The organism is Sphingobacterium sp. UBA7038 (assembly GCF_002494055.1).
Classification (GTDB): Bacteria; Bacteroidota; Bacteroidia; order Sphingobacteriales; family Sphingobacteriaceae; genus Sphingobacterium; species Sphingobacterium multivorum.
On record NZ_DLAV01000015.1, the window covers coordinates 54932 to 78563 of the forward strand.

The 23632-nt window shown below is 44.5% G+C and carries 19 protein-coding genes; 10 read left to right on the forward strand and 9 right to left on the reverse strand.

Translation table 11 applies throughout. The annotated features are described in order from the left end of the window. The first annotated feature begins 187 nt into the window (after positions 1-187). From B3H30_RS09265 to B3H30_RS09285, 5 genes are all read left to right on the forward strand, one after another. On the forward strand, positions 188-1903 hold the full coding sequence (locus B3H30_RS09265; protein ID WP_286710062.1) for an FAD/NAD(P)-binding protein: 1716 nt from the start codon (positions 188-190) through the stop codon (positions 1901-1903). A gap of 138 nt (positions 1904-2041) precedes the next feature. Next, on the forward strand, positions 2042-5656 hold the full coding sequence (locus tag B3H30_RS09270; protein ID WP_286833993.1) for a response regulator: 3615 nt from the start codon (positions 2042-2044) through the stop codon (positions 5654-5656). A 73-nt stretch (positions 5657-5729) separates the two neighbouring features. Continuing rightward, complete coding sequence (locus B3H30_RS09275; RefSeq protein ID WP_159333172.1) at positions 5730-6104, forward strand: response regulator; 375 nt, start codon at positions 5730-5732, stop codon at positions 6102-6104. Further along, positions 6101-6928 (forward strand): CheR family methyltransferase, encoded by an 828-nt coding sequence (locus B3H30_RS09280; RefSeq protein WP_286710064.1) that lies wholly within the window; start codon positions 6101-6103, stop codon positions 6926-6928. The genes B3H30_RS09275 and B3H30_RS09280 overlap by 4 nt, the downstream gene beginning before the upstream one ends. Positions 6929-7012: 84 nt before the next feature. After that, the gene (locus tag B3H30_RS09285; protein ID WP_286710065.1) at positions 7013-7669 is read left to right on the forward strand and encodes a response regulator transcription factor; all 657 of its coding nucleotides are present in this window, start codon (positions 7013-7015) and stop codon (positions 7667-7669) included. Positions 7670-7863: 194 nt separating this feature from the next. On the opposite strand, the gene B3H30_RS09290 is transcribed toward B3H30_RS09285, so the two are convergent. After that, a complete protein-coding gene (locus B3H30_RS09290) occupies positions 7864-10593 on the reverse strand; it encodes a DUF5695 domain-containing protein (RefSeq protein WP_286833995.1) in 2730 nt (909 codons plus the stop codon). 273 nt (positions 10594-10866) lie between these two features. Between B3H30_RS09290 and B3H30_RS09295 the strand changes: the two genes are divergently transcribed. Then, positions 10867-14268 carry a family 43 glycosylhydrolase gene (locus B3H30_RS09295; protein WP_286833997.1) on the forward strand — a complete coding sequence of 1134 codons (3402 nt, stop codon included), beginning with the start codon at positions 10867-10869 and terminating at the stop codon, positions 14266-14268. 77 nt (positions 14269-14345) lie between these two features. Here B3H30_RS09295 and B3H30_RS09300 read toward each other — a convergent pair whose 3' ends face one another. After that, entirely contained in the window at positions 14346-14825 is a 480-nt protein-coding gene (locus tag B3H30_RS09300; RefSeq protein ID WP_286766648.1) for a hypothetical protein, read from the reverse strand. Positions 14826-15014: 189 nt separating this feature from the next. On the opposite strand from B3H30_RS09300, the gene B3H30_RS09305 reads away from it, so the two are divergent. Next, a complete protein-coding gene (locus B3H30_RS09305) occupies positions 15015-15938 on the forward strand; it encodes a hypothetical protein (protein ID WP_286766647.1) in 924 nt (307 codons plus the stop codon). 51 nt (positions 15939-15989) lie between these two features. On the opposite strand, the gene B3H30_RS09310 is transcribed toward B3H30_RS09305, so the two are convergent. After that, entirely contained in the window at positions 15990-17450 is a 1461-nt protein-coding gene (locus B3H30_RS09310; RefSeq protein ID WP_286833998.1) for a tagaturonate reductase, read from the reverse strand. A 190-nt stretch (positions 17451-17640) separates the two neighbouring features. Next, positions 17641-18612 (reverse strand): helix-turn-helix domain-containing protein, encoded by a 972-nt coding sequence (locus B3H30_RS09315; protein ID WP_286834000.1) that lies wholly within the window; start codon positions 18610-18612, stop codon positions 17641-17643. Positions 18613-18707: 95 nt separating this feature from the next. Between B3H30_RS09315 and B3H30_RS09320 the strand changes: the two genes are divergently transcribed. After that, positions 18708-19205, forward strand: coding sequence for a transposase (locus B3H30_RS09320; protein WP_286834001.1), 498 nt, complete (start codon positions 18708-18710; stop codon positions 19203-19205). Positions 19206-19258: 53 nt separating this feature from the next. Here B3H30_RS09320 and B3H30_RS09325 read toward each other — a convergent pair whose 3' ends face one another. After that, complete coding sequence (locus B3H30_RS09325) at positions 19259-19474, reverse strand: hypothetical protein (protein ID WP_286710073.1); 216 nt, start codon at positions 19472-19474, stop codon at positions 19259-19261. Positions 19475-19999: 525 nt separating this feature from the next. Between B3H30_RS09325 and B3H30_RS09330 the strand changes: the two genes are divergently transcribed. After that, positions 20000-20344 carry a mechanosensitive ion channel gene (locus tag B3H30_RS09330; protein ID WP_172462489.1) on the forward strand — a complete coding sequence of 115 codons (345 nt, stop codon included), beginning with the start codon at positions 20000-20002 and terminating at the stop codon, positions 20342-20344. A 344-nt stretch (positions 20345-20688) separates the two neighbouring features. Here B3H30_RS09330 and B3H30_RS09335 read toward each other — a convergent pair whose 3' ends face one another. The 4 genes from B3H30_RS09335 to B3H30_RS09350 are packed head-to-tail and all read right to left on the reverse strand — an operon-like array spanning position 20689 to position 23064. Next, complete coding sequence (locus tag B3H30_RS09335; protein WP_286834003.1) at positions 20689-21042, reverse strand: hypothetical protein; 354 nt, start codon at positions 21040-21042, stop codon at positions 20689-20691. Beyond that, positions 21039-21260: a hypothetical protein gene (locus B3H30_RS09340; protein ID WP_286834004.1), complete on the reverse strand. Its 222-nt coding sequence runs from the start codon at positions 21258-21260 to the stop codon at positions 21039-21041. The genes B3H30_RS09335 and B3H30_RS09340 overlap by 4 nt, the downstream gene beginning before the upstream one ends. Next, entirely contained in the window at positions 21257-21970 is a 714-nt protein-coding gene (locus B3H30_RS09345) for an MFS transporter (RefSeq protein WP_286834005.1), read from the reverse strand. The genes B3H30_RS09340 and B3H30_RS09345 overlap by 4 nt, the downstream gene beginning before the upstream one ends. Beyond that, positions 21970-23064 carry a zinc-binding dehydrogenase gene (locus B3H30_RS09350; RefSeq protein WP_286834006.1) on the reverse strand — a complete coding sequence of 365 codons (1095 nt, stop codon included), beginning with the start codon at positions 23062-23064 and terminating at the stop codon, positions 21970-21972. Before B3H30_RS09350 ends, B3H30_RS09345 begins: the two co-directional genes overlap by 1 nt. A gap of 171 nt (positions 23065-23235) precedes the next feature. Between B3H30_RS09350 and B3H30_RS09355 the strand changes: the two genes are divergently transcribed. Beyond that, complete coding sequence (locus tag B3H30_RS09355; RefSeq protein WP_115050395.1) at positions 23236-23613, forward strand: hypothetical protein; 378 nt, start codon at positions 23236-23238, stop codon at positions 23611-23613. The last annotated feature ends 19 nt before the right edge of the window (positions 23614-23632 follow it).

Below are 23632 nucleotides of genomic sequence, written 5' to 3' on the forward strand. Positions count from 1 at the left end.
ATTTTTGTTTATTCGAAAAACAGCAGGCGTTGCATGATCGTTTGCAGAATTCGAGATTCAGGTATTTAAATCGTAGCCCGTATTTATCCCATTTTTTATTGCAGGGGAATAAATCTGTCTAAAACTTTCTGCAATTAATCCTTGTTCTTAAAACCGAATACTGTCCACTAGGCAGGCAACGAAAACTATGCAACAAAACATTCATGTAGCCATTATCGGGGGTGGACCCAGTGGCCTGTTTATGTACAAAAGATTGATCGAAAGGAATATCGCCGGTCTCAAGGTATCTATTTTCGAATCCCGAAAACAATTGGGGGCAGGAATGCCTTACAGCTACGAAGGTGCCACACCGGAGCACTTGACGAATGTATCGGATCATGAAATCCCCGCATTGGTCACGACGATTGAGGATTATGTTCAATCCCTATCGGAGGCCACGCTCCGTACTTATGGAATCGATGTGGACGATTTTAATCGCTACAAAGTGGTTCCACGGCTGCTCCTCGGCCGCTACCTGTCGGAGCAGTTTATGTTGTTGAAGCGGATGGCGGATGAACAGGGCATTGAAACACAGGTTCACCTCGCTAGCCAGGTTACTGATATTATTGACCTCGAAGGCCAAGCGCAGGTTAAAATCACGGTGGGCAGCACTGATACCTATATCGTAGACAAGGTAGTCATCTGTACCGGACATAAGTGGCCAACCAAGTATGAGGGCAATGTCGAACATTATTTCGAATCGCCCTATCCACCGTCCAAGTTGGCCTTAAAAACCAATCACGCCGTCGGGATACGCGGTGCTTCGCTCACAGCAATCGACGCTATCCGTACGCTGGCTCGCCACAATGGTTCTTTTGAAGCCCTGGAGACAGGAGAGCTAAGGTATGAGATCGACCCGGGAAGCGAAAATTTTAAGATATTGATGCATACCCGCAGTGGGCTGCTTCCTGCGATCCGCTTCCATCAGGAAGAACCTTTCCTGGCCAATAACCTGGTGATCTCCGAAGAGGAGCTGATGCTTAACAGGCTAGAGAATGAGGGTTTCGTCTCGCTGGATTTTCTGTTTGAGCGCAATTTTAAAGCGCAGTTCAAGGAAAGAGATCCCGACTTTTATGCAGTCGTGGAAAAGCTCAGCCTGGAAGACTTTGTAGAGGCAGTACTCCATTTAAGGGAACAGAAAGATGCCTTCGAGGGATTTCGCCAGGAGCACGAACAAGCGCTGAAATCTATTAAAAGGCGCCAATCCATCTATTGGAAGGAAGTGCTTTCTGCCTTGAGTTTCACCTTAAATTATCCCGCCAAGTACATGTCTGCCGAAGATATGCTGCGTTTAAAAAAAGTACTCATGCCGCTGATTTCTATTGTCATCGCTTTTGTGCCGCAGAGTTCTAGTCGCGAGCTGCTCGCGCTGCACGATGCTGGTCGGCTGGAGGTGGTCAATGTTGGTACCGAAAGCCGGGTTGAGCCTGCGCACGATCGCGGCGCCAATTATTTTTATACCGATGAATCAGGGATCGAAATAAAATCGCATTATAAGACATTTGTGGATTGTGTGGGACAGCGACCGTTGAGCTTTGAAGAATTTCCATTCAAGAGTTTGGTCGACAATGGCCATGTCAGCCCAGCCTACTTACGGTTTCGCTCCGTGGAACAGGCCAAGGAACAAATGCTGGCAGGCAACGACCACATGTTTGTGGCACCGGATGGCGCTATTTTTTTGCAGGTACCCGGTGTAAAGATAGATGACAGCTTCCGCTTGGTGGATCACAGTGGTATCGCTAGCCAACGTCTTTTTATGATGGCCGTACCTTATATGGGGGGGTACAATCCGGATTATTCAGGCCTTGATTTTTGTGCTGCGACATCGGCTATCATTGCTGGGAAGATTGCGGAGAGCGGATAAATACGCAACTTTTTGTTAAAATACGGTAAGATGGTTGAGGGCAGGCGGCGCACGATGTAATTTAGACGTCCTATTGCTATATTTGGCCGCCATCTAGACCATCGGTTGGCATAGTCTTAACTCAATTGATGAAAAAGCATGCCTAAAACTATTTTAAGAAATCTGCAGATAGGTTTCGGAATATCCTTGTTGATCCTATTAGCGAGCTCAACGGCTTCTTATATTAGTATTCGTAAGCAGAGCCATAATAGTGCGATGGTCGACCACAGCCGGCGGGTCATGAGCCGCGTCAACAAAATTCTGCAGGATCTGCAGAATGCCGAAACTGGCCAGCGCGGCTTCCTGCTTACAGGTATGGACAAGTTTCTGGATCCTTACAAAACCGGCCTCCAGTCGCTGCCCCAATCGCTGAGTCGTGCGCACGATCTTACGTCCGACAATCCTGAACAGCAGCAGATAATCGATACGCTATCCACACTCGTGCAATCCCGACTGGCAAAGCTTGAAAACCTGGTCAATATCAAAAAGCGTGGTGGAATGGTCACCGTTTCGCAGCTTGAGGAGGGCAAGACTTATATGGACAGCTGCCGTTTGCTCATCAGCAAAATTATCGATCGTGAAGAACTTTTGCTCAATAAGCGTTCGGAAGAACTGAGCCGCTCTTCGGGCTATACCTCCATCTTTGTTTTGTTGGCCGCTGCTGTATCCTTATTGATTACCCTCTTCTTTTACTTCCGCCTGCGAGCGGATTTCTTTCAACGGGAGCAGCTGCAGAATGACCTGAAACGTAAAGATGAAGAGATCCAGCGGCGGCTGAGCATCACCCAGCGCATCGCAAGGGAGATAGCGGCCGGACATTATGATATGCAGATTCAGGATGGCGAACAGGACGATCTGGGCAGCCTGACGGGATCCCTCAATGAAATGGCGCGTTCGCTCAAAACATCTTTTGAAGAACTCAATAATAACAACTGGCATCAAGCTGGTCTAACCCAGTTGGGTAACCTGTTGATGGGTAATAAACAGCAGGAAGAGCTCACGGCTGTCACGCTGGGCCATCTGACAAAATATGGCAACTGTGTCAACGGCGCCATATACCTGATGGAACAAGATGAGCTTGTCTTAAGGGGATCCTATGGACTTGAAGATCCCGAACGTAAACGCTTCGCCCCAGGTGAGGGCATGGTCGGCCAGGTCTTTAAAGACAAGAAAGAAAAGTTATTCGAAAACCTCGAAGATACCGATTATGTCATCAGCTTTGCTGCTGGGAAGGTACTGGTGAACAACCTTTTTATACTGCCTGTTTTCGATGGTAACGAATGTATCGGTGTAATGGAGCTGGGCTCACTACAACCTTTTTCTTCCATTCAGCTGGCGTTTTTTAGGGATGCGGTGCAAAAGGTGGGTACGACACTTGCGGCGGCCCAAGCCAGACTGGTGGTACAGAATTTATTGGAAGAAACGCAGGCACAGACCGAAGAATTGCAGGCACAGCATACCGAACTGGAATCGCTTAATTCGAGCCTCGAGATGCATACCCATAAGCTGCAGGCTTCGGAAGAGGAACTCCGCGTACAGCAGGAAGAATTGGTGCAGTCTAACCGTGAATTGGAAGAGCGCTCCAAATTGCTGGAGGATAAAAATTTGGAGATTGCCGAACGCAATCAGGAAATACAGAAAAAGGCGGCGGAGCTTGAACAGAGTACACGCTATAAGTCTGAATTTTTGGCCAATATGTCGCATGAACTGCGTACACCCCTCAATTCAATTCTGTTACTTTCACGCTTGATGGCCGAAAATTCGGATGGTAACCTGAATGAAGAACAGATGGAATCGGCAGCTGTGATCCAAAGTTCGGGAAAGAGCCTGCTGACCTTGATAGACGAGATTCTGGATCTTTCCAAAATAGAATCCGGAAAAATGGATCTGGATGTACAGCCTGTATTTTTTGCCGATATATTGAACGGGCTGACGGCGATGTTCGCACCAATCGCCGCCGACAAGCAACTTGGATTAGAAATGAGCGTTGCGGAAGGAATGCCGCTACAGCTCGAAACAGACAAGCAGCGCCTGGATCAGATTTTACGTAACCTATTGTCGAATGCCATCAAATTTACAGCTTCGGGTAAGGTTACCTTGCATATTGACCGCGAACAGTCGCAGACAAACCGTATCGTATTTGAAGTGCGCGATACGGGAATCGGAATACCGAAAGACAAACAGCATCTGATATTTGAAGCTTTTCAGCAAGCAGACGGTTCTACACGCCGCAAATTTGGCGGTACTGGACTGGGGCTCTCCATCAGTCGGGAACTGGCGCGTCTGCTCGGCGGCGAAATCTTGCTGGATAGCGAAGAAAACAAAGGCAGTGTATTCCGGCTGATCCTTCCAGCGAAGACTTCGGATGCCACGCCAGCTGCTTTCGGCACGGTGCAATTGTTGCCGATAGAGCTAGACTTCGCTGAAGAAGCATCTACAGCTGGAGTGCAGACTTCGCAAACAGTGAACTTGCCTGCCAAAAAGACACTGGAGATACCTATCCCAGCCGATATTCCTGATGATCGCGATAGTATCGTCGCCGGCGACCGCTTTATTTTGATTGTTGAGGATGATATTGAATTTGCAAAGATTCTGCTGAAATATACGCGCCAGCAAAACTACAAGGGTATCGTGGTCGTCCGTGGTGATATCGCGGCTGAGATGGTGGCACGTTATATGCCGTTAGCCGTTCTGCTGGATATTCAGCTTCCGCTCAAAGATGGCTGGCAGGTAATGGCTGAGATCAAGGAAAACCCCAAGACTCGACACATACCGGTGCATATTATGTCTTCTTTACAGGTTAAGAGGGAAAGTCTGCTGCAGGGCGCCATAGACTTTATCAATAAACCGATGGCATTGGAGCAGATGGGGGATATGTTCCGTAAAATAGAAGATGCCCTCACGCGGCATCCCAAAAAAGTACTTATCGTTGAAGAAAATCCCAAACATGCGGCAGCGCTGTCGCTCTTCCTCGGAAGTTTTGACATTGCCTCGGAGATCAAGAGCAATGTAGAAGATAGCATTGTGGCGCTGAGCTCAGACACTGCCGACTGTGTGATACTTGATATGGGGGTTCCAGACCGTGTTGGCTATGAGACATTGGAAGCTGTAAAACGGAATCAGGGTCTTGAAAATTTGCCGATTATTGTTTTTACCGGTAAGAACCTTTCGCAGGTAGAGGAAATGAAATTAAAACGGTATGCCGATTCTATCATTGTAAAAACGGCTAATTCCTATCAGCGTATTTTGGACGAAGTGGGTTTATTTCTACATCTCGTAGAGGAAAATAATGGTTCCACTACCAAATCTCCGGGTAGACTTGGCTTTTTGCGGGACGTTCTGCAGGGTAAAAAGGTACTTGTAGCGGATGACGACATCCGAAATATCTTCTCGCTTACTAAGGCGCTCGAAAAATATCAGATGACCGTGGTCCCGGCAACGGACGGAAAAGATGCCCTGAAACAGCTGGAAGATAATCCGGATGTAGCGGTGATCCTGATGGATATGATGATGCCCGAAATGGATGGTTACGAAACGATAGCTTCGATCCGACAAGATCAGCGATACGAAAACATGCCCATTATTGCTGTTACAGCCAAATCAATGATGGGGGATAGGGAAAAATGTATTGCCGCAGGAGCGTCTGATTATATATCCAAACCGGTGGATATTGATCAGCTTTTGTCCCTACTTCGCGTATGGATGTATGGATAATAGGTATATAAGGATGATGGATTGATTATTAGTAAGGTATTAAATATAGACAATAGGGGGATACTAAAACTGCATGGATAAGAACAAAATCATATTGATTATCGACGATGATCAGAACAATATATTTGCATTGAAATTGGCCCTGAAGTCAAGAGGTTTTCAAGCGATAGGCTGCCTGTCTGCCGAAGAGGGACTTGCTCAGTTACGGGATCATGCCGGCATAGGCCTTGTCCTCATGGATATGATGATGCCCGAGATTGACGGTTATGAAGCCACTCAGCTGATTCGGAAAACAAAGAATGCCTGTGAATTGCCTATCATCGCTGTGACGGCACAAGCCATGACCGGCGACCGTGAAAAATGTCTGGCTGCAGGAGCAAATGGCTACATTTCGAAACCGATAGACATTGAACTTCTGGTGCAGCTAATAGGGGAAATAAAAGGATGATTACGGGAAAAAAAATTGTCAGCCAAGAGCAGGTGATGATGCTGATGGAGGATGTGGAGCGTCTTTATGGTTACGATTTTACCCATTATACGAAAGCCTCCTTATCGCGGCGAATCAACCAACTTTGCCTGCTGGATAATTTTGCGAGCTTTGCCGAACTGCGTTACCGTGTTGTCCACGATCCGGAATACCTGCAGCGATTTGTCGAAAAGATGACGGTCAATGTGACCGAAATGTTTCGTGACCCTAGCTTTTTTGCACATCTTCGCCAGGAAATCCTACCCAAATTGCGCACCTACGCCTTTATCCGTATATGGATAGCTGGCTGTGCAACAGGTGAAGAAGCGTATTCACTGGCCATTCTATTGCAGGAACATAATCTGCTGCACAAATCGCTGATCTACGGCACCGATATCAATCCCTCGGTGCTCGAGCAGGCAAAGAAGGCTGTCATCCCGATGGCAAATCTAAAATCCTATGTTGAAAATTATCAGCTTTCAGGCGGTAAAGCTGATTTTTCATCGTACTATACCGCGAATTATAACTGGGTGAAATTCAATCCAACCTTGCGGGAACGAATTGTATTCGCTTCGCATAATCTGGTGAATGATGCTTCTTTTAATGCTTTTCAGCTCATTCTATGTCGAAATGTGCTGATCTATTTTGACACAGAGCTGCAGGCCAGGGTATTATCGCTCTTTGATGAAAGCCTTGAGACATTTGGTTACCTTGCCTTAGGCAGTCAAGAGACGCTGCGCTTCTCTGCGCTGGCACCCAACTATGATCAGGTGGGACACGAAAAAATATGGCGTAAGGTCAAGTAGAATCGAATACTATTTTTAACTGGATAGTATTAAAAAATTAACTTATTTAAAAAAATAAAGTATCTTAGTAGGATTGGAGGAAAAATGACTAAAATTCTTTTAGTTGATGACCACCGGCTTGTACGCAATGGGATACGCTTGATAATTGATACCCACGACAAGCTTACGGTGGTAGCTGAAGTAGATAGTGCGGAGGATGCACTGATCTACCTCGAACAAAATACATTGCCGGATCTGGTTTTAACTGATGTGAATATGCTGGGGATGGATGGCATAAGTTTTATCCGTATGGCCAAAAAAATCTATCCGGATGTTAAGTTTGCCATATTATCCATGATTGAAGAGCCCGCTCAGGTAGCCGAAGCTTTTCGGAGCGGAGCGGACGGCTATCTGTCCAAGGCCGGCGATTATGATGAGATCTTATTTGGCTTATTGCGCTTGGCGCAAGGTCACAAGTATCTGATGACTAATTTCGGTTTGCGCTTTATGGAAGATTATAATGTTGAGAGCAGTGCTACGGTCGATGTAGGTTCGCGCCTGGCACAGTATGAGATTTCCGATCGGGAGTTTGCTGTGCTGGAACTGATTGCCCAGGGTTTCACGGCAATGGAGATTGCGGATAAAATTTTTCTAAGCAAACGAACCGTTGAAGGACATCGCCAGAACTTGATGGATAAGACAAAAAGTAAGAATACGGCGGATTTGATCCGTTTCGCTTTTCAGCAGAAGCTTTTGAGTTAGCGCAGGATTTTTCGAATGGCGAAGACCTTAGGAAAGGTATCAGGAAATATTTTGCTAAAGTGAGTTATTAAGAATCGGGCTTCCATCTAAATGGAAGCCCGATTTTTGGGCGTCTTACGATCTCTTTTGTTTCTAGCGTGAATGCTAGCGTAGATATAGCCCATGTTTAAGTCGAACGTTGCCTGGATTTTTTGCTACTTCAGCTTTTTCAATTTTACCGTTTTTGTTGATAGGGGTATTACATAGCGATTCATCGCATCTTTGTCTATTCCTTCCACTTCATAATGGCTTTCTGGATTTATATTGAGCAGCATATTCGTGCTATATTGGTTTGCCTCCGTATTGAAGATCAGGGTGACGCTTCGGTCTTTTTGATCGTACTGTAATTCGGCAATTTCTCCGGCATCGGTGGTCAGCCAAAGATTTTCTTTTGCCAGAAAGACACGCCCTTTGGAAGCTGTAGTCAGGGCAACCTTGACCAGCTGTTTTTCGGTTTTTAGATTACCACTGAAAGCCAGCCAGCCAAATTCGGGATGGTCGACAATATAGGTTCCCGAATTGACGGCATAGCCATAAAAACCGGTTCCATAATCGCCCGAGATACCGTCATTGGCCAGTGTGGACGGGTAAGAGTGGAATGCTCCCGGGCCAAAGCCGTCTTGGGTGACATTGGCCAATGCACCCATCATGCCGGCATGTCCGATACGGAGTAGGTAGAAGTCGTCCGGATGGTCGCGGTAGGCAGTCAGGACGGGAATGGCATTGAGGGCCGAACCATAATGATGCAGCTGCCGCTCGATACGGGAGAGCTTGCCGCCATAGACAAAATCCCAGTAACGGCGCGCACTGCCATTGTAACCCCAGTGCGGAACGGTTGGCATGTAGGCGATGATGGCATTTAGGGTGACTTGAGCCTTTTCATCGAAACCAAAAAAGCGTGACCAGAGGTATACCTCTTCCTGACCGGTAGAGTCCCAGGGCATCTCGCTTCCGAATGGATAATTGAGGGTTTTCCAATGCTCTGCTCGCTTGCGCATGGCAGCTTCAAGCTTATCGGCCATGGTGGTTAATCCTTCCTTTCGGAGGTCATTGAGGACGATAAGGAAAATACTGCCTTCCATTTGACCGAACTGCGCGTAATAAGGCGCTTTTTCGACCATGGCGATACTGGTCTGGTACGCCCGTTCGAGGTACTTGTCCCAAGTTTCCTCGTTGACCAGATTGTTGTAGTTGCGGGCAAGCCTGTACATCACCCAGTGTGCTGCCGCCACGTGTGGGTAATTGTAGGACCGCCCAATGTCGTCGGCTTCTTTTTTAGGCCAAGCAGCCCAGGTCTTCCAGTTGATGTCCGAGCGGTAGGTTCCTGCGGGCATCGAGTCGGGTTCATAATAAAAGAGGCTTTTGACAACGCCATATTTCTTGTCGCCTTCTTTATGCTGGATATGGCCATATAGCGTCTCATTGACAAAACGTTTCAATTTGGCTATTTCCTGCTGATTGGGCTGTAGTACCTGTTTCATCAGGGCGGCAAGCCAGCTTGCGGCACCGGCTTCATCGCTTAGACCCGCAAACCAGGCACTCTTATTTTGGGTGATGGGCTGCTGTTCTTCATAGTCGTAGGATATAACAGATGGTGATCGGCCAAAAATATCTTTATCATTTTCATACCACTGCTTGGTAGTGAGGAAATGGCCCAGATCTTGGACGACTTCTTTTTCAGATTTGATCACTTTATAGTGTATCGTCTGTGTAATGCCATCCCGGTAGTTGATGGTAAGCCGCGCACGTCCCCAACGATTGCCCTTCACTTCGTATTCGGTCCAGTGCTGTGCTGTACTTCCTTTTTTTGTCAGGGTCAAAGCACCTTCAGGATAGACACTGACATTTTTGACCGCTTTGCTATGCTTAACAAAAAGTTTGGCGGGATTGTCCATGGGGACAACATATCCGGGAAGCCCAACAGCAACAGGCCTATTATTTTTCAGTAACTCCGATTCAATTTGTCGGATACTTGGTGCGAGAACGAATTTTAAGGCAAAGGTCTTTGATTCCTGTGGCTTCAAGAGGGTAGAAGTCGGTGTATTCCATTGTTCTACGCCTTTCCAGTCAGTCTCAGCATGGGCTTTACTGTGGATCAGCCATTCATGAAATCCCTCAAAGGTAATACTTCGGGGGGTCGGGTCGGTATTGAGCGGATTGTAGGCTTCAAAGCCTGCATTTTTATAGGGCAATACCAATAGACTAGGTCCATTGCCATGTAGACGGTTGACCTGTAGATAACCCGCATCTTGGCCGATATAGGGATCGAAAAACACATTCTGTGCATGCGCCTGATCGAGATTTTTCCAGTCCATGTTGTTATTGAATGGAAGGGGGATGCCCAGCGCGCCAATTTCGATGGTATAATCAGTTGGATTTGAAATCTCAAAGCTAAGGATCAGGTCGCCATGGTCATCTTGCCAGTTGCGGATGACCTTTAAGGGGATGTTGTTGAGCGTAGGACTAATATCCGCGCTGGCCAGGTTGTTTTTTGTAGGACTTAGCGCCTTTACGTGCTTACGCGCTGTAGCCGATGAATAGGCGCTCCAGGAGCTATCGCCCTGACGACGCAAACTGATCGTGATATCACCGATATGAAAAAATTGATTACGGTCTCTTTTGCGCAGGAGTTCAACAGGTGTATAGTCAAAGTCTTTTTCGCTTCCGTTGGGACGAAAAGAAGATAGCGTCTGCGACGCATTGAGAATGGCTACATTGAGGTTTTTGAGGGTAAAGCTTTTGGCGCCCTCTTCTACGCCTAAGGTGGCTTGCTGCGCTTTGACTGCTTTCCATACGGGGTGTTCGTCCTGCTGGCTATATACGCTGCTTGGCAACTGTGTGCATACGAGCGCAAATAGGATCCAATAGCATTTTTTAAGATTCATTTTAGATATTTTAATACTCATTATAAGACAGCTAAGGTCAATGCTCTTACAAAGATGAAGGATTGTACCCTGTATTTATGGGTAGATTTTAACCTTCAATAGCCCATTTTTAACCAGTTAGCCCTCAAAATTTGTAATGTGATGACTGAAGTTATAAATTTAATGTTAAATAGACATTTATCGTAGATTTTATTTGTTGTAAAATCTGTTAAATGGCAATATCGTTTCTTATGTACCTGTAAACTCTTATGTACTTGTAAACCTTGTGTTATCATGAAACATCATTTTTCTTTCGCTATTTTGGCAGCAATGGTTATGTCGCTAACAGGGCTGGTGGCCCAGCCGTTGAAACCGTACCAACAGCCTAATGTATTGAATCCACTGCTGCCCGGATATTTTGCGGACCCGAGCATCAAGAAAATTGCCGATACGTATTATATCTATGCGACTACGGATGGGAACGGTTGGGGCGCAGGCCCTTCGCAGGTGTGGAGTTCCAGGGATCTGAAGAACTGGACCATTCAACCCATGAACTGGCCCAATACACACTGGTACTGGGCGCCTGATATGACGCAGGGATACGACGGACGATATTACCTCTATTATAGTCAGCCTGTAGAAATTTTTGGGGCAGTGGCCGACAGCCCAACGGGACCTTGGGAACCTTTGGTAGCCGAAGGCAAATCGATGATCCCTAATTATATGATTCCAGGTGTAATCACCCTGGACGGGCAAACCTTTCGGGATGATGATGGCCGCATTTATCTATTTTGGGGGACCTGGGGAATCTACCCCGATCATGGATGTGGGGTGGGGATACTCAACAGGGATATGAAAACCTTCGACAAGACAGCATTGATCCCCAATACGGTGGCAAAGGACTTTTTTGAGGCTCCTTATATGTTTAAGCGTAAGGGCATCTATTACCTGATGTACTCCTCGGGGCATTGCGAAGATGGTACGTATCGTGTTCAGTACGTTAAAAGTAAAACCGGTCCCATGGGGCCTTTTGAATACCCATCGACCAATCCAATATTGATTACAAACGAGGATGGCAGTATAGACGGTCCAGGACATCATAGTATTCTTGAACAGGATAATCGTTATTTCATTGTCTATCACAGGCACAACAATCCACACGCTGGGGGTGGCTTCCATCGTCAGGTTGCCATGGACGAGCTATTCTTTACGGCTGACGGCGATATTGAGCCGGTGCGTGCCACACATGCTGGTGTACCGGATTTGTTTCCAGCAGTAGTAGAGCCAGTCGATTTGGCTTTTGGTAAAACCGTGACGGCCTCTTCCTGGTACAATACCGACTTTAGGCCTTCTTTTTTAGTAGACAACAACAATGGAACGCTATGGCGGGCCAAAAATAATCAGGGACCCGCCTGGGTAGCTATCGACTTAGGTAAAACAATGGATATACAGACCATATCTATTCAGTTTGAATACCCGACGTATGCCTATCGATACCGACTCGAAACCTCTATGGATGGTATCGTCTGGGAAAATTTTGTGGATCGCTCGGATAACGACCGCTGGGCGAGTCCTATTGTAGAACATGGCAAAGCTAGGACGAGATATGTTAGGCTAAATGTATTGAACAGCCAATTGAATGGACTTCCTCGTGGCGTTTGGAACATGAAGGTGTATGCACAAAAGCTTCCACAACAGACGCTATGGTCTGCAGCACAAAAGATGCCTGTGCAGGAAGTCGCAGTGGGTAATTTGATCCATATCGATGCGGCCAATTACCAGGAAGGACAATACGTAAAAAGTATTCAGAATAAAGGGCTACTCGGGGGCATGTTCAGCACGGAACAGGCCCTGGCTGTTAAAAATTATCAGGGTAAAAAGGCATTCTTCTTTGATGGTGGAACTGCGCTGCGATCGACATTCGCCGTGCCACAGTCGTTGGCTGCAAATGGCTCCTATAGTATAGGACTATGGGTCAATAATCCGGACATAGCGCGGTTTGAACAGCTGGTTGCCTGGTCGTCGGGGCAGCAGGATCTCAGTAAAGCGATTTTTGGTTATGGTACTGATGCCGGACGTGGGGCCATCACGCATGGCTCCTGGCCTGATTTGGGATATGCATCGGTTCCGGACTCAAATGTGTGGCATCATATTGTATTTTCCTTTGACGGCTATCAGGAGTCTGTTTATGTGGATGGAAAGCTGCAGCGTAGGGAAAATAGGATGCTGTTTGTCAAGCCCGGGGATGTTTTTGTCCTGGGAGCTTCGGATATACTGGACCAGCATTTTTCGGGCTATGTATCCAGTTTGCAGGTATATAATACGAGCTTGGATGAGGAGGAAGTGGTTAGGTTGGCCAATGAAGTGCCGAAATCGAATTTCTTTGCGCTGCAAACTGACGATTTAAACCTCGGAAAGCTCAGCACCTTGCGGAACCAGGGAACAGCGAAGGATACCTTAGTGACGGTTGACGATGCGGAAGTTATGATAGCCGGAAATAGATTGGCACTGAAAGGTAAGGCTTTTGAAAGTTCGGCGCTAAGGGAGATTCTTCAGCTGCAGCGGTATACGCTTTATTTTGATTGGTATGACGATGGTTCCTGGCAGCATGCTGTGCTTGTCAATGATAAAGGCAAGAAGAGCTTTTATCGCAATGGGAAGATTGAAAAGCGCGTGTTTTCTGACAAACTGCTGCGGGTAAGTAAGAATACCCTCGAACTGGCTTATCCATTTCATTTCTTTCGCGCCTATGCTGGTACCGTAACATCGGACGAGGTAGACGCAAAGTTCAGTCAGTGGAAAGCGGGCCTAGCCAAGGGACTGGACGGGTATGTTCCGCAGGTGCTTTCTCCGCCGCGCCTGATCAATGCCGATCAGGTATTTGCACAGGTAGAGAAAAAGCCAGGAATGTGGTATTTATTCCGTTCTGATGGTGAGAGCTCAGGCTGGAAGCAGCAGTCTTACCATCTTTTTAAATCATCCGGACCCGGAAAATCTATCGAAGTTCTTGCGAAGGATGCCTTTGGCCATGTCAGTAAACCGGTAGTGGAAGCGATTTCGGCGCAAAAGCCGAAATTGGTGCAGCCAGCACAGGATGAAAGCTATTCAGCCAAGGATCAGGAAATTCCTTTCTGGGATGGTTATCACTACAGTGAAAAAACCGATAGCACGCAGACAGCGCTTTCCTACCTAGCTGGAACCTGGAAAATCCAGTCCAAAAATACAAAATGGGGCGATGCAGATCTTCTAGCCCCGTTTGTTTTTAAAGAGCTGGAGGGCGATTTCACGCTAGAGGTTAAGGTAAGTGATGTGGTAGGCCTGGGCCGTAAAGTACGTACATCAAGTGAAGCTGGTGTCATGATTCAAAGCATGGATCGTAAGGATGCCTATATCAGCAATTGTATTTTGACGGGATGGAACCTGGGCAACCTTTCGCGGAGCATCGGTCCACAGATTTTTCAGGAAGAGAATACAGGAACGGGCCTTAATTTTTCGCCTTACCTTCAGGTCCAAAAGGTCGGTAGTTATTTCTTTTTGCGTTGCTCGATAGATGGTGTGGATTGGAAAGATCTGCCTGGAACACCGTTTCTACGTCCAGATCTGAACGGCAAAAGACTGCGCGTCGGCCTTTACCAGATTGCCGGTAACAACCAGTTGGGCTATGGCGAATTTGAAAGACTTTGTATCTGGAAATAAATATGATATGTCCATAAAAAAACAGCATTGAACAATGTGCAATGCCGTTTTTTTATGGAAAGTTTACTGATGAAGGATCACTTGGAGTCATTTAGCGTTAAAGTGCTGATTAATGAGTCAGCTTCAATTTTCGTTATTTGTTTGCTGTATGACCCGGTTTGCAATTTATAGCGGAGATCCACCACTTTCGCTTGTATATTATAGCGAGTCATCACTTTCAGCACTTTGGTATATTGCCTCTTTTCGGCATCGTACCCGAAAGCGAAAAGATCCAGTTCTTCCTTGATGTTGCAGCCTTTAAAATAAACATTTTTCCAACGATGTCCTAAATTGCCGATGGGATTATACCAGATGATGGAAGAATCGAGATTTCTTCTGCCCCAGCTATCGGGAATGGGATACAGGCCCAGTTTCTTACGCTGTTCATTGTAATGAACGCCATATTTTTCGGTGATACAGGTTTTGCTGAAATACGACCGGATGGAAGGATAAATGGGCAATAGAATAGCAATAAAAGATAGTACGACAAATAGGTTCCGAAAAGTGGTTTTCTTCATAAGTGGTCTTTTGATGTTGCTAGGCTCGTATATTGTGCACCTTCATTGTATCTGTCTACAATGGATTTCCTGTTTTCATTTTAAATATATTAAAAAATATGGAGTGAGGCGCTTCTAAAGTAAAATTAGGGCGATCAAAAACATTATGAAAAGGTTATTGTTGTAAAAAATAAGGTATAACCTCAGGTAATGAAAATAATTCTTCTAACGCTTAGATCCTTTCTCTTTTTGTCCGTATTGCTGTTGACAGCCTGTTCGACCTTGATCAACAATGTTCAGGTACATACGTTGACAACAAATTACTGCGCGCCAAATGTGGCCTATAGATCAATTCCAATACAGGAAATCACTGCCTCGGACAGTATTCAGTTAAGGAAAATCTTTTCTTACCATGATTTTGTGCTGATCAGATATCTCAATCTGGCAGAACCTATCATCCAGTTTTTGGGGACTGCGAATAATGCTACGCTGAAATTGGCGGCCAAGCAAAAGATGATTGAAAGGTACATGCTGTTTGAGACAGAGCTGAATGCCATCGCAGCAGAGTTGGATTGTAACGGTGAGCGTATCGATAAGCTCGCAGGTTATATAGACGAACTGAATGCGAAAACGCAGACCCGTCTGACTGTGGCTTCTATACTACTGGGAGCCGTTACAGCCGTGACTGCAACCACGGTCAAAAATGATGGTCTCAACAATGGGTTGAGTATCGCTGGCGGGGGCGGCACCGCCGTATTGGGGTTTATGACACTAAACCCCAAAGGTAAAAGGATCAAGATGCAGCTGCAGCGAAATATGCTTGAAAGTATTTGGTATCAAAATAATAAGCAGCAGATCTACCCAAGCTCAGTTTGGGGAATTCTGTCCGAGAAAAAATTTAGCAACGCTGAAAATTTTTCTTTGATTGAAACAATGCGGCAGCGCTGGTTGCAATACGGTTTGGATGATGAACCGGATAGTCCCCGGCAGCAGCTTTATTTTAAGGATGGTGGAACTTTTTCAGCCGAGGAACTACATGATCTAGCCAATATGCACAATGAATTGCAGGCGACCATTCGTTCCATCCAGCAAGATATGCGAAGTTTAATACTGGCCATTCATACACTGGAATGAGGTTAAGTCCTTTCATTACTGAAATGACTAGTCACATATCTAATTTTGGTTCTAGTGGGCATTGATCTTTAGATATTTTTCAATTGCTTGCCCGATACTGTTGGCCTCGATAAATTCAACTAATTCCTGTACCAGGTTAGAAAATTCAGGATAGTCCGCGAATGATAGCTCCCAGATATCCTTATCGGACAGTAAGTCGTGAGTGGACTTTAAACCATTGATATACTGGCTCAGCTTGGGTTGGAGGTCGTCCTGAAAAACAAGCCTTCCACTGGCGGCTTCACGAATGACCAGCAGATAAGCCGCAACACCAATGGCTAGACCCACTGGTGGTTTGCCCTGAAAAGAATACCATGGGGCGATCAGCGGAAACACACGCATTTTCATCTTGGTGGTATACTGTAAAGCAATAGCATGCCAGCGGTGGGCAAGAAAGGGATTTTTAAAACGGTCGATCACCGCCCTGCCAAACTCTTCCCATGCTGCTTGCTCAATATGGGCATAATGCTGTAGTGTGGGGCCGATTTCGTTGAAAAGAATATGGCGGATATATCGGTCAAACGCAGGAACTTGGAAAAAGTCCTTCACATATTCTACAGAAGACAAAAGCGCGATGCCGCAGCATAGGGTATGGGTAGCGTTTAATAAACGTAGTTTAATCTCTTTGTACTGCTCGATGTTGGCTACAAGTTTAACTGCAGAATCAATTGCTGCAAATGAAAGTTGTTTCTTTACGGTTTCACTGTCTGTTTCTATTGCCCAGAGACAATATGGTTCGGCCATAATAGCGAGTAGGTCTTCATAGGGGAACTTGCTGCTCGAGATACTCCCTGGGACGATACGGTCGACGAGTGAATTGCAAAAGTGATTGGCCTCTTTAATCCAGCTGACAAATTCGGAATTAAGATTTTGCCGTTCAGCTATCTTAAGGATGACTCTTTTAAGTACCTGTGCATTGTCGGGAACGAGTTCCGTCGGAATAATAATAAGTCCTTTGCTTGGATCGCCGTTAAAATGACGGAATCTGGTATAGAGATATGCAGTTACTTTAGCGGCAAAGCTTGCCGGAGGATTACCTCCGATGTCACCTTTATCTTCGACCAGACCTGCTTCTGTGGTATTGGATAGCAAGATTTCCATCTGCGGATTTGTAGCAGTTTCCAAAATTTCTGACCAGCTTTGCTGTGCCGACAATACCCTGGAAATGGAGGCATTTACTTGCTGACGATCGACAATCTTTCCATTTGAATAACCCTGCACGCAGAGGGTATATAGCGCATCCTGTGTATTGAAAGCTGAACTGTCACCTTGGGTAGTTGATTTTACAACCAAAATTCGTCCATTAAATAGCCCTGCCTGATTCGCCCGATGGATAAAATCATCGGGTAGTCCTCTCAAAAGGGAACCTGTCCCAAACTGAATCACTTTTTCGGGTAAATCGAAAATGGAGGAGTGGGGTAGATCTATATTGTGAACAGCTATATTAATCAAATTTTCTTTAGACAGCTTCATGTGGCGTAAGATTAGATTCTAAAAATCAAAAATGATGACGCAACTATTTATGACGCGCGCATATTTATCTAAGTACAAGTCTAACGGATCTTTATCTTATTTACAAATGAAAATAATCTAGCAGCCTTTATTGGTCGATATTGTACTATTTTTGGTCGATAAGCATCCTGTCTTCGAAAGGAATAGTATGCTACTTGACCTGGCTGGGACTGACCGCAAACTTTTTCTTAAATGCAGTACTGAAATGCTGCAGCGAACAATAGCCCATTTCAAATGCGATTTCAGTAACCGGTTTTTTACCCTCGAGGAGCTGGTTTTTAGCAAGTTCTAGACGCAGGTCGGAAAGATAAGAAAATGCAGTTTGATGGAATACTTCTTTAAATCCCCGTTTGAGTTTATATTCATTTAGACCGCCTATCTTTGCCAGTTCGATCAGCGAAGGTGGTGATTCCATATTTTTGACTAGATAATCGCGTGCGAATATAATCCGTTCTTTATCGTGGTCATATTTGAGGTAGGCGGAGTTTGAATGTTGGATAGTATTGAAGGACTCTGCTTGCAGGACAAGTAATTCAATGGTCTTCGAAAGAAAAAATAACTTTTTGAGATCGGCAGTGTAATTACAGTTCAAAATCGAATGAATGCAGTTCAGTTGGGATAGATCGATGTTCAAATTGGCTTTGGAAAATAGGATGGGCTTCCCTGCTACAATGCTATCGGCAAATCGTTTAAGAGATTCGTTTCCATTTTTTGATATATCCAAAAAAGCATCCTTCTGGAATTGGATCATAAAGGATTTCATTTTTAGTTCATCAAACCTCATTTTACCGGAAGCCTGTGTGCCGTAAAACAAATTGTGCTGATTTTTTTTCAGTTCAAAAGCACCATTCATCCCATCCTGTTGGATCGATGTGCTCCCTTGTAGGTTAAAATGCATGCTTACCAGTTCGGTATCGCCTGTCCAGTCAAGTTCAACGGGCCTGTCGAGGTCGGCTTCAGTATACAGGATTTTGATCCCATCAAAAATCCACTGTTTTGACGAGAGCTCACCATTAGATAGCTTGATTTTAAAGACCTCATCTTTAAAATCACTGCCCTTAAAGCTTTCTTCGTCAAAGGCCATTTTAAATGGCTTTCCTTCGTTGGTGAATTCAAATCCCATGGTTCCCTAATTTACTAGTTTTACTCCTTTTTTTGCAAGTTGATGCGATGGAAGCGAGGTAGTTTTGTATAGAAAATTAACGATAATTCCTCAACATGCAAAATACTTTTACATTCTCCAAAGCTACCCATTGGCTATTTTATTCAATTTGTGCATACTTTCTGATGAATGGCGCCCAGCTTTGGGAGACAGCGCTCATGGTGCCTGCGTGGACAGTAGCGCCGCCTTCTTCTCTGATTGTTTTTCAGAAGCCATATGTCCTGGATTTTAAGGTTTTCTGGATTGTCATGCACAGCCTACATGAAATTATCTTTATCGTCGCTTTATGTTATAATTGGAAAATAAAAAAGCGCCGGAATTTGATGGTCGCCGTGTTTTTGGCCCATCTGAGCGTTCGGATTTGGACCTTGATCTACTTTGCACCCACCCTGATGGAATTTCAGCGATTGCCCTACAGTGATACCGTGGACCAGATCCTGAAAGAGAAAGCCATGCAGTGGCGCAATCTCAATATTGTGCGTGTGGTCCTATTTTTTATGCTCAACTTTTTATTGATCTGCGTATTGAAAATAAAACAAAAAGACGATGAATAAAAATACAAATATTATCCGTGTCGGAACCGTCAGAGCTATACCGCTGAAAAATATCAGACAGCAGCCCCTTCTTCCTGTAACCGATTAGTTTGTTGTCTTTTAATATCTTTGATGCCTTTGCTACCCAACCATTCCATAAAATGATCGGGATTGTCCGGTATAAAATGGATTACCTGACCATTTTTAAGAAGTAAAGAAAATATACCGCAATTAGCGATGAATTTAATGATTTCATCAGAACGATGTTTCAATAGTGAAAAATATTCCATTAAGTTTGGTTCGTTTTTTTCTTTAAAAAATAGGTTGGGTAAGATTACCCAAAATATGCGTTAAATGGTTAATTTAAACGATTGCATAAATCAACTCAAAGATGTGAAATATTGTTGATATTTCTTCAAAAGATGAAAAATTATAAGAAATTATTTTTTTCCGTTAAATTGTTTTTCGTAGCGTGCTGATCGCTGCATTGTATAGGCCTTCCCGAAAGGCTTTTCCCATAGACTTGCTGTTTTCGTTCGAAAGGTTGGCTTTGAATCTTTAGCTAAAATCAATTAGAGATGTCCTTGATAACAGGTTTTAAACATTTTTACCCTTCTTTTAATTATTCGTTGCAAAGCCTTTTTGCGGAAAGCCATAGTTTTGCTTTGTAACCAATTGGCGAATAGCCGGTCCATTTTTTAATCAAGGATCGGTAAAATCAAAAATAAAATTCTAATGATGCATCGTATGGATGCAAAGTTATTAAGTATGGACCTGCTTAAATAGGCGGGCACCAAAAAAAAATAACCAAGTACTTGCCTCTCGGGGCAAAAAAACGTCTCTGCATTCGGCTTGAGGTAAAATATGGGGTAGATCTTGAAAGGGTAACTCAGTTGCTCAAAAAAATAATGGATGAGGACGAGCAGATTCTCTCTTCTGGGGGTACTGCTGTGCAGTTTGCACAGGTAACCTCACAGGCAGTGGTGGTCGAACTCTATTTTTGGGTCAGAATATCTAAAGACGGTGGTAGTGTCAAGAGCGGACTATTAACCAAGATTTATAACGCGTTTGCTGATGAAGGTATCGATATGGCTTTGCCGATTCAACAGGTAATGCTCAATCAAACCAATAGCGAAACAAAAGTGAAACCCAATCATTAAAGTTGCTCTGCCTGATCAAATAGAGAAGATTATTTTACCATGTTATTGACTGATGGTCGCATCAGCACATTAGTTTACGAGAGTCAACTTTTGAAGAAATGGGGTAGAATGTCCTCCTTTGGGAAGACAGAAATCACTTAAGGAAATAATAAAGTCGGGTTGTTCGTGGTTCATTGCATCGATAAAGCTTTGAGCACGGCGGTCCCCATCCTGCATCAGATCGTAATGTAGATCGGTGATAACACCGAATTTTAAGTTCTGATGTCTAACATCAACTTCTCGGTTGGAGCTGTGTCAAAGTCGGTACGCATTTTTGCAAGTTTTTAAGAATTTTTTTCGGTTTATCATGGCTTTTTATTTGATATTGATTTTGGACTTCGGACAAAACCAATGATTGTTGCACATATCGCACATATCAATGCAACAAAAAGAAATATATTGGCCGTGTTGCCTGTGTAATCTATCAGCTTACCAAACAAAGGTTCACCAACGGCCGCAAATACATACGCAAACATGTTCATCACGCCGATACCTGTTCCAACAAGTTTGGTTCCAAGCAGATCTGGGCTCAGGGTCCAGAAATTGGCTTGCGGACCATACACAAAGAATCCTAAGGTAAACATGAGTATGCCCATCAGGAGGTGATTGTGAATAGGTACCAAATAAATGAGAAGGGCAATAATGCAGCTGATCATCATACCGCAGCGATCGATTTACTTCTGTTTTTGTTAAAGACGAGGTCTGAAATGTATCCGAAAGAAACAGCACCAAGGGCCATCCCAATGGGGATGAGTAAGGTTAACCACATATTGCCTGAAGATTCTTTGTAGTTGTTGCCTAAAAAGTGGATCGGTACCCAAAAGATTAAACCATACCGTGCCATACTTTGAAAACCGATGGCGAGCGAAGCGATCATAAAGTTGCGATGCTGAAATACATGCAGATAGGACTGCTTCCAGTTTTCTTGTTTTTCTGATGCTGCAACTTGTTCTGATGTGTCTTCCTGATCCGCGATTCCTTCTTTTTTGTCAGCAGGAGTATAGCCTTTTTTTTAGGGTCGCTGTATGCGACAAAAAGAAAGACCAATAATGCGCCGGCGAGAAATAGGATAGGATAGCGAAATAGGGTACGCCAGCTTTGTTCCTGTTGGACGAGTACCAAAGCCATCAGAAAGGTCAAAACGGAGGAGCTTCCGGCAGCCATGGTATAAAAGCCAAAAGCCTTGCCACGTTCGGAGATGCTCCACCAATTGGAAATAAGCTTACCTCCTGAGCCCCATGCCATGGATTGGAAATAACCGTTCAGCGTCCAAAGAACCAAAATAGCTGTATAAGAACCAGCGAAACTGATGACGAGATTACAGAGAATGGACAAGCCTCCTCCAGCGACAATCATAATTTTGGGACTCCATCGATCGGCTAGATTTCCATTGATGAGCTGGCCGATCGCATAGCCCATTAACATTGCAAAACTGATCCAGCCTACTTGCTGAAAACTGATGTCTAGCTCTTTGGCAATACCTCTTGCTGCCCATCCAAAATTGTGTCGACCTGTGTAAAAGAATAAGTAACAAAACATGGTTACAAACAACATTTTCCACTGATCTTTTCTAAATTTTCTTTCCATTAAAGCTGCTCCGTTGAGGGGTGGACGAATAAACCTGCTCGTATTGGTTTGTGCGTTAACGCATAGCTTATTGCATCATTGACTTCAGCAAGTGGGAATTCACGTTCGATCAATGATTCAAAGGGATACTTTTGCCAGTTTTCAATGATAAAGTCTACAGCGACAGAGAAATCGGTATAGTTGTAATTATGCAGTCCTTTGATCGTGAGCATCTTTCGAATTACTTTTTCGGCGTCTATCCCAGTAGCGCGCTGCTTAAACACGGCACCTACGAGAACAGCATTCCCATGGAGCCCCAACGTATCGATTCCAAGCTCCATCGCCTCTGGCGAGCCGCTCATGTCGATAAATCGGTCTATAACTGTAGCTTCTAATGCTGTGCTGGATGTGGTTTCACGTAGATCTATTGTAGCTGTCGCGCCAAATTTTTTAGCGAGTTCTAAACGTGCAGGATTAATGTCAGAAGCGATGATACTTTTAGCACCCATTTCCTTGCACATGGCAATGCTAACCAGTCCCAATAATCCAATGCCTGCAACATGAATGTTTTTTTTCGTAATGGTCTCTGCCAGGCGAAGGGCTCCTGCCGAAGTAGCAACAGCACAATTGATGGTGGCAGCTACTGCAGGAGAGATATCTTTTGGAAGTACTCGTATGCAGGTATTTGGCCGTAAGATGATATGGGTTGCCAATCCACCATGAAGGTCATCCATTTCGGTTATCTGACGGTGACCATATTTGTAGATCTTATCGTTTTTCTGCGGAATCTCCGGCTGATAATTGGCACTATTGGGATCACTGGAAAAAACAGTCCAGGTAATTAGGTCGCCAATCTGTAGCTGATTGCCTCGTGCATCAAGTCCGCTATGATCAGAAGAAATCGCTGCGATAACGCCCACAATCTCATGACCTAAAATCGTAGGACATGGTTCGTTTCGCAACCCACAATAGGTATGAAGATCACTACCACAAAGAGTGGTATAGCGTATGTTGACCAAAATTTCGCCATCTTTCAAAGGTGGAATAGGTTTGCTCACTTTAGCGAGCGCCGTATTAGCTTGATCAAAAACGTAATATGTTGCTAAACAGCCCAAGTAATAATTTAATGACTAAAAGAGGATTAAACTTCATTTGTTCAAAGCGCGTGATTTTTAGCTAAATGTACTAAAACTTCTTGATTTTTTAGAAAACATTTGAGCGTTTTGAAAAGAGGCAGTTCGTTGGTGGTATGTCAATAATTAGTATATTTGCTGCACTAGCGATACATGAAAGCGAAACAATTGATATGGATTCTACTGCCGCTGATGCTCCTGCAGAGCTTCTCGTCGGTATGGCTATGGACTGTTTTTGAATTTAACAGAGATTATATTGCTAAGAATGAGTGTATCAATCGATTCAACGAAAAGGCACTTTCCTGTAGAGGACAATGTATCTTGATGAAGAAAATGCGTGAACATGAGGAGAAGGAACAAAAGAACCTGGAATCTCGTATAATCGACGTTGTATTTATCAATAATCAGCAACGTTTTAACCTTGATATCGCTTTTTTTGAAGAAGCGGCTGCGGAGACCTTACTTCCAGCATATCAGGCAAACTATAGCTATAGACCAATCTTTACTATTTTTCATCCACCTTTGGTTTAAGTCATTTTGCTTTTCGTAC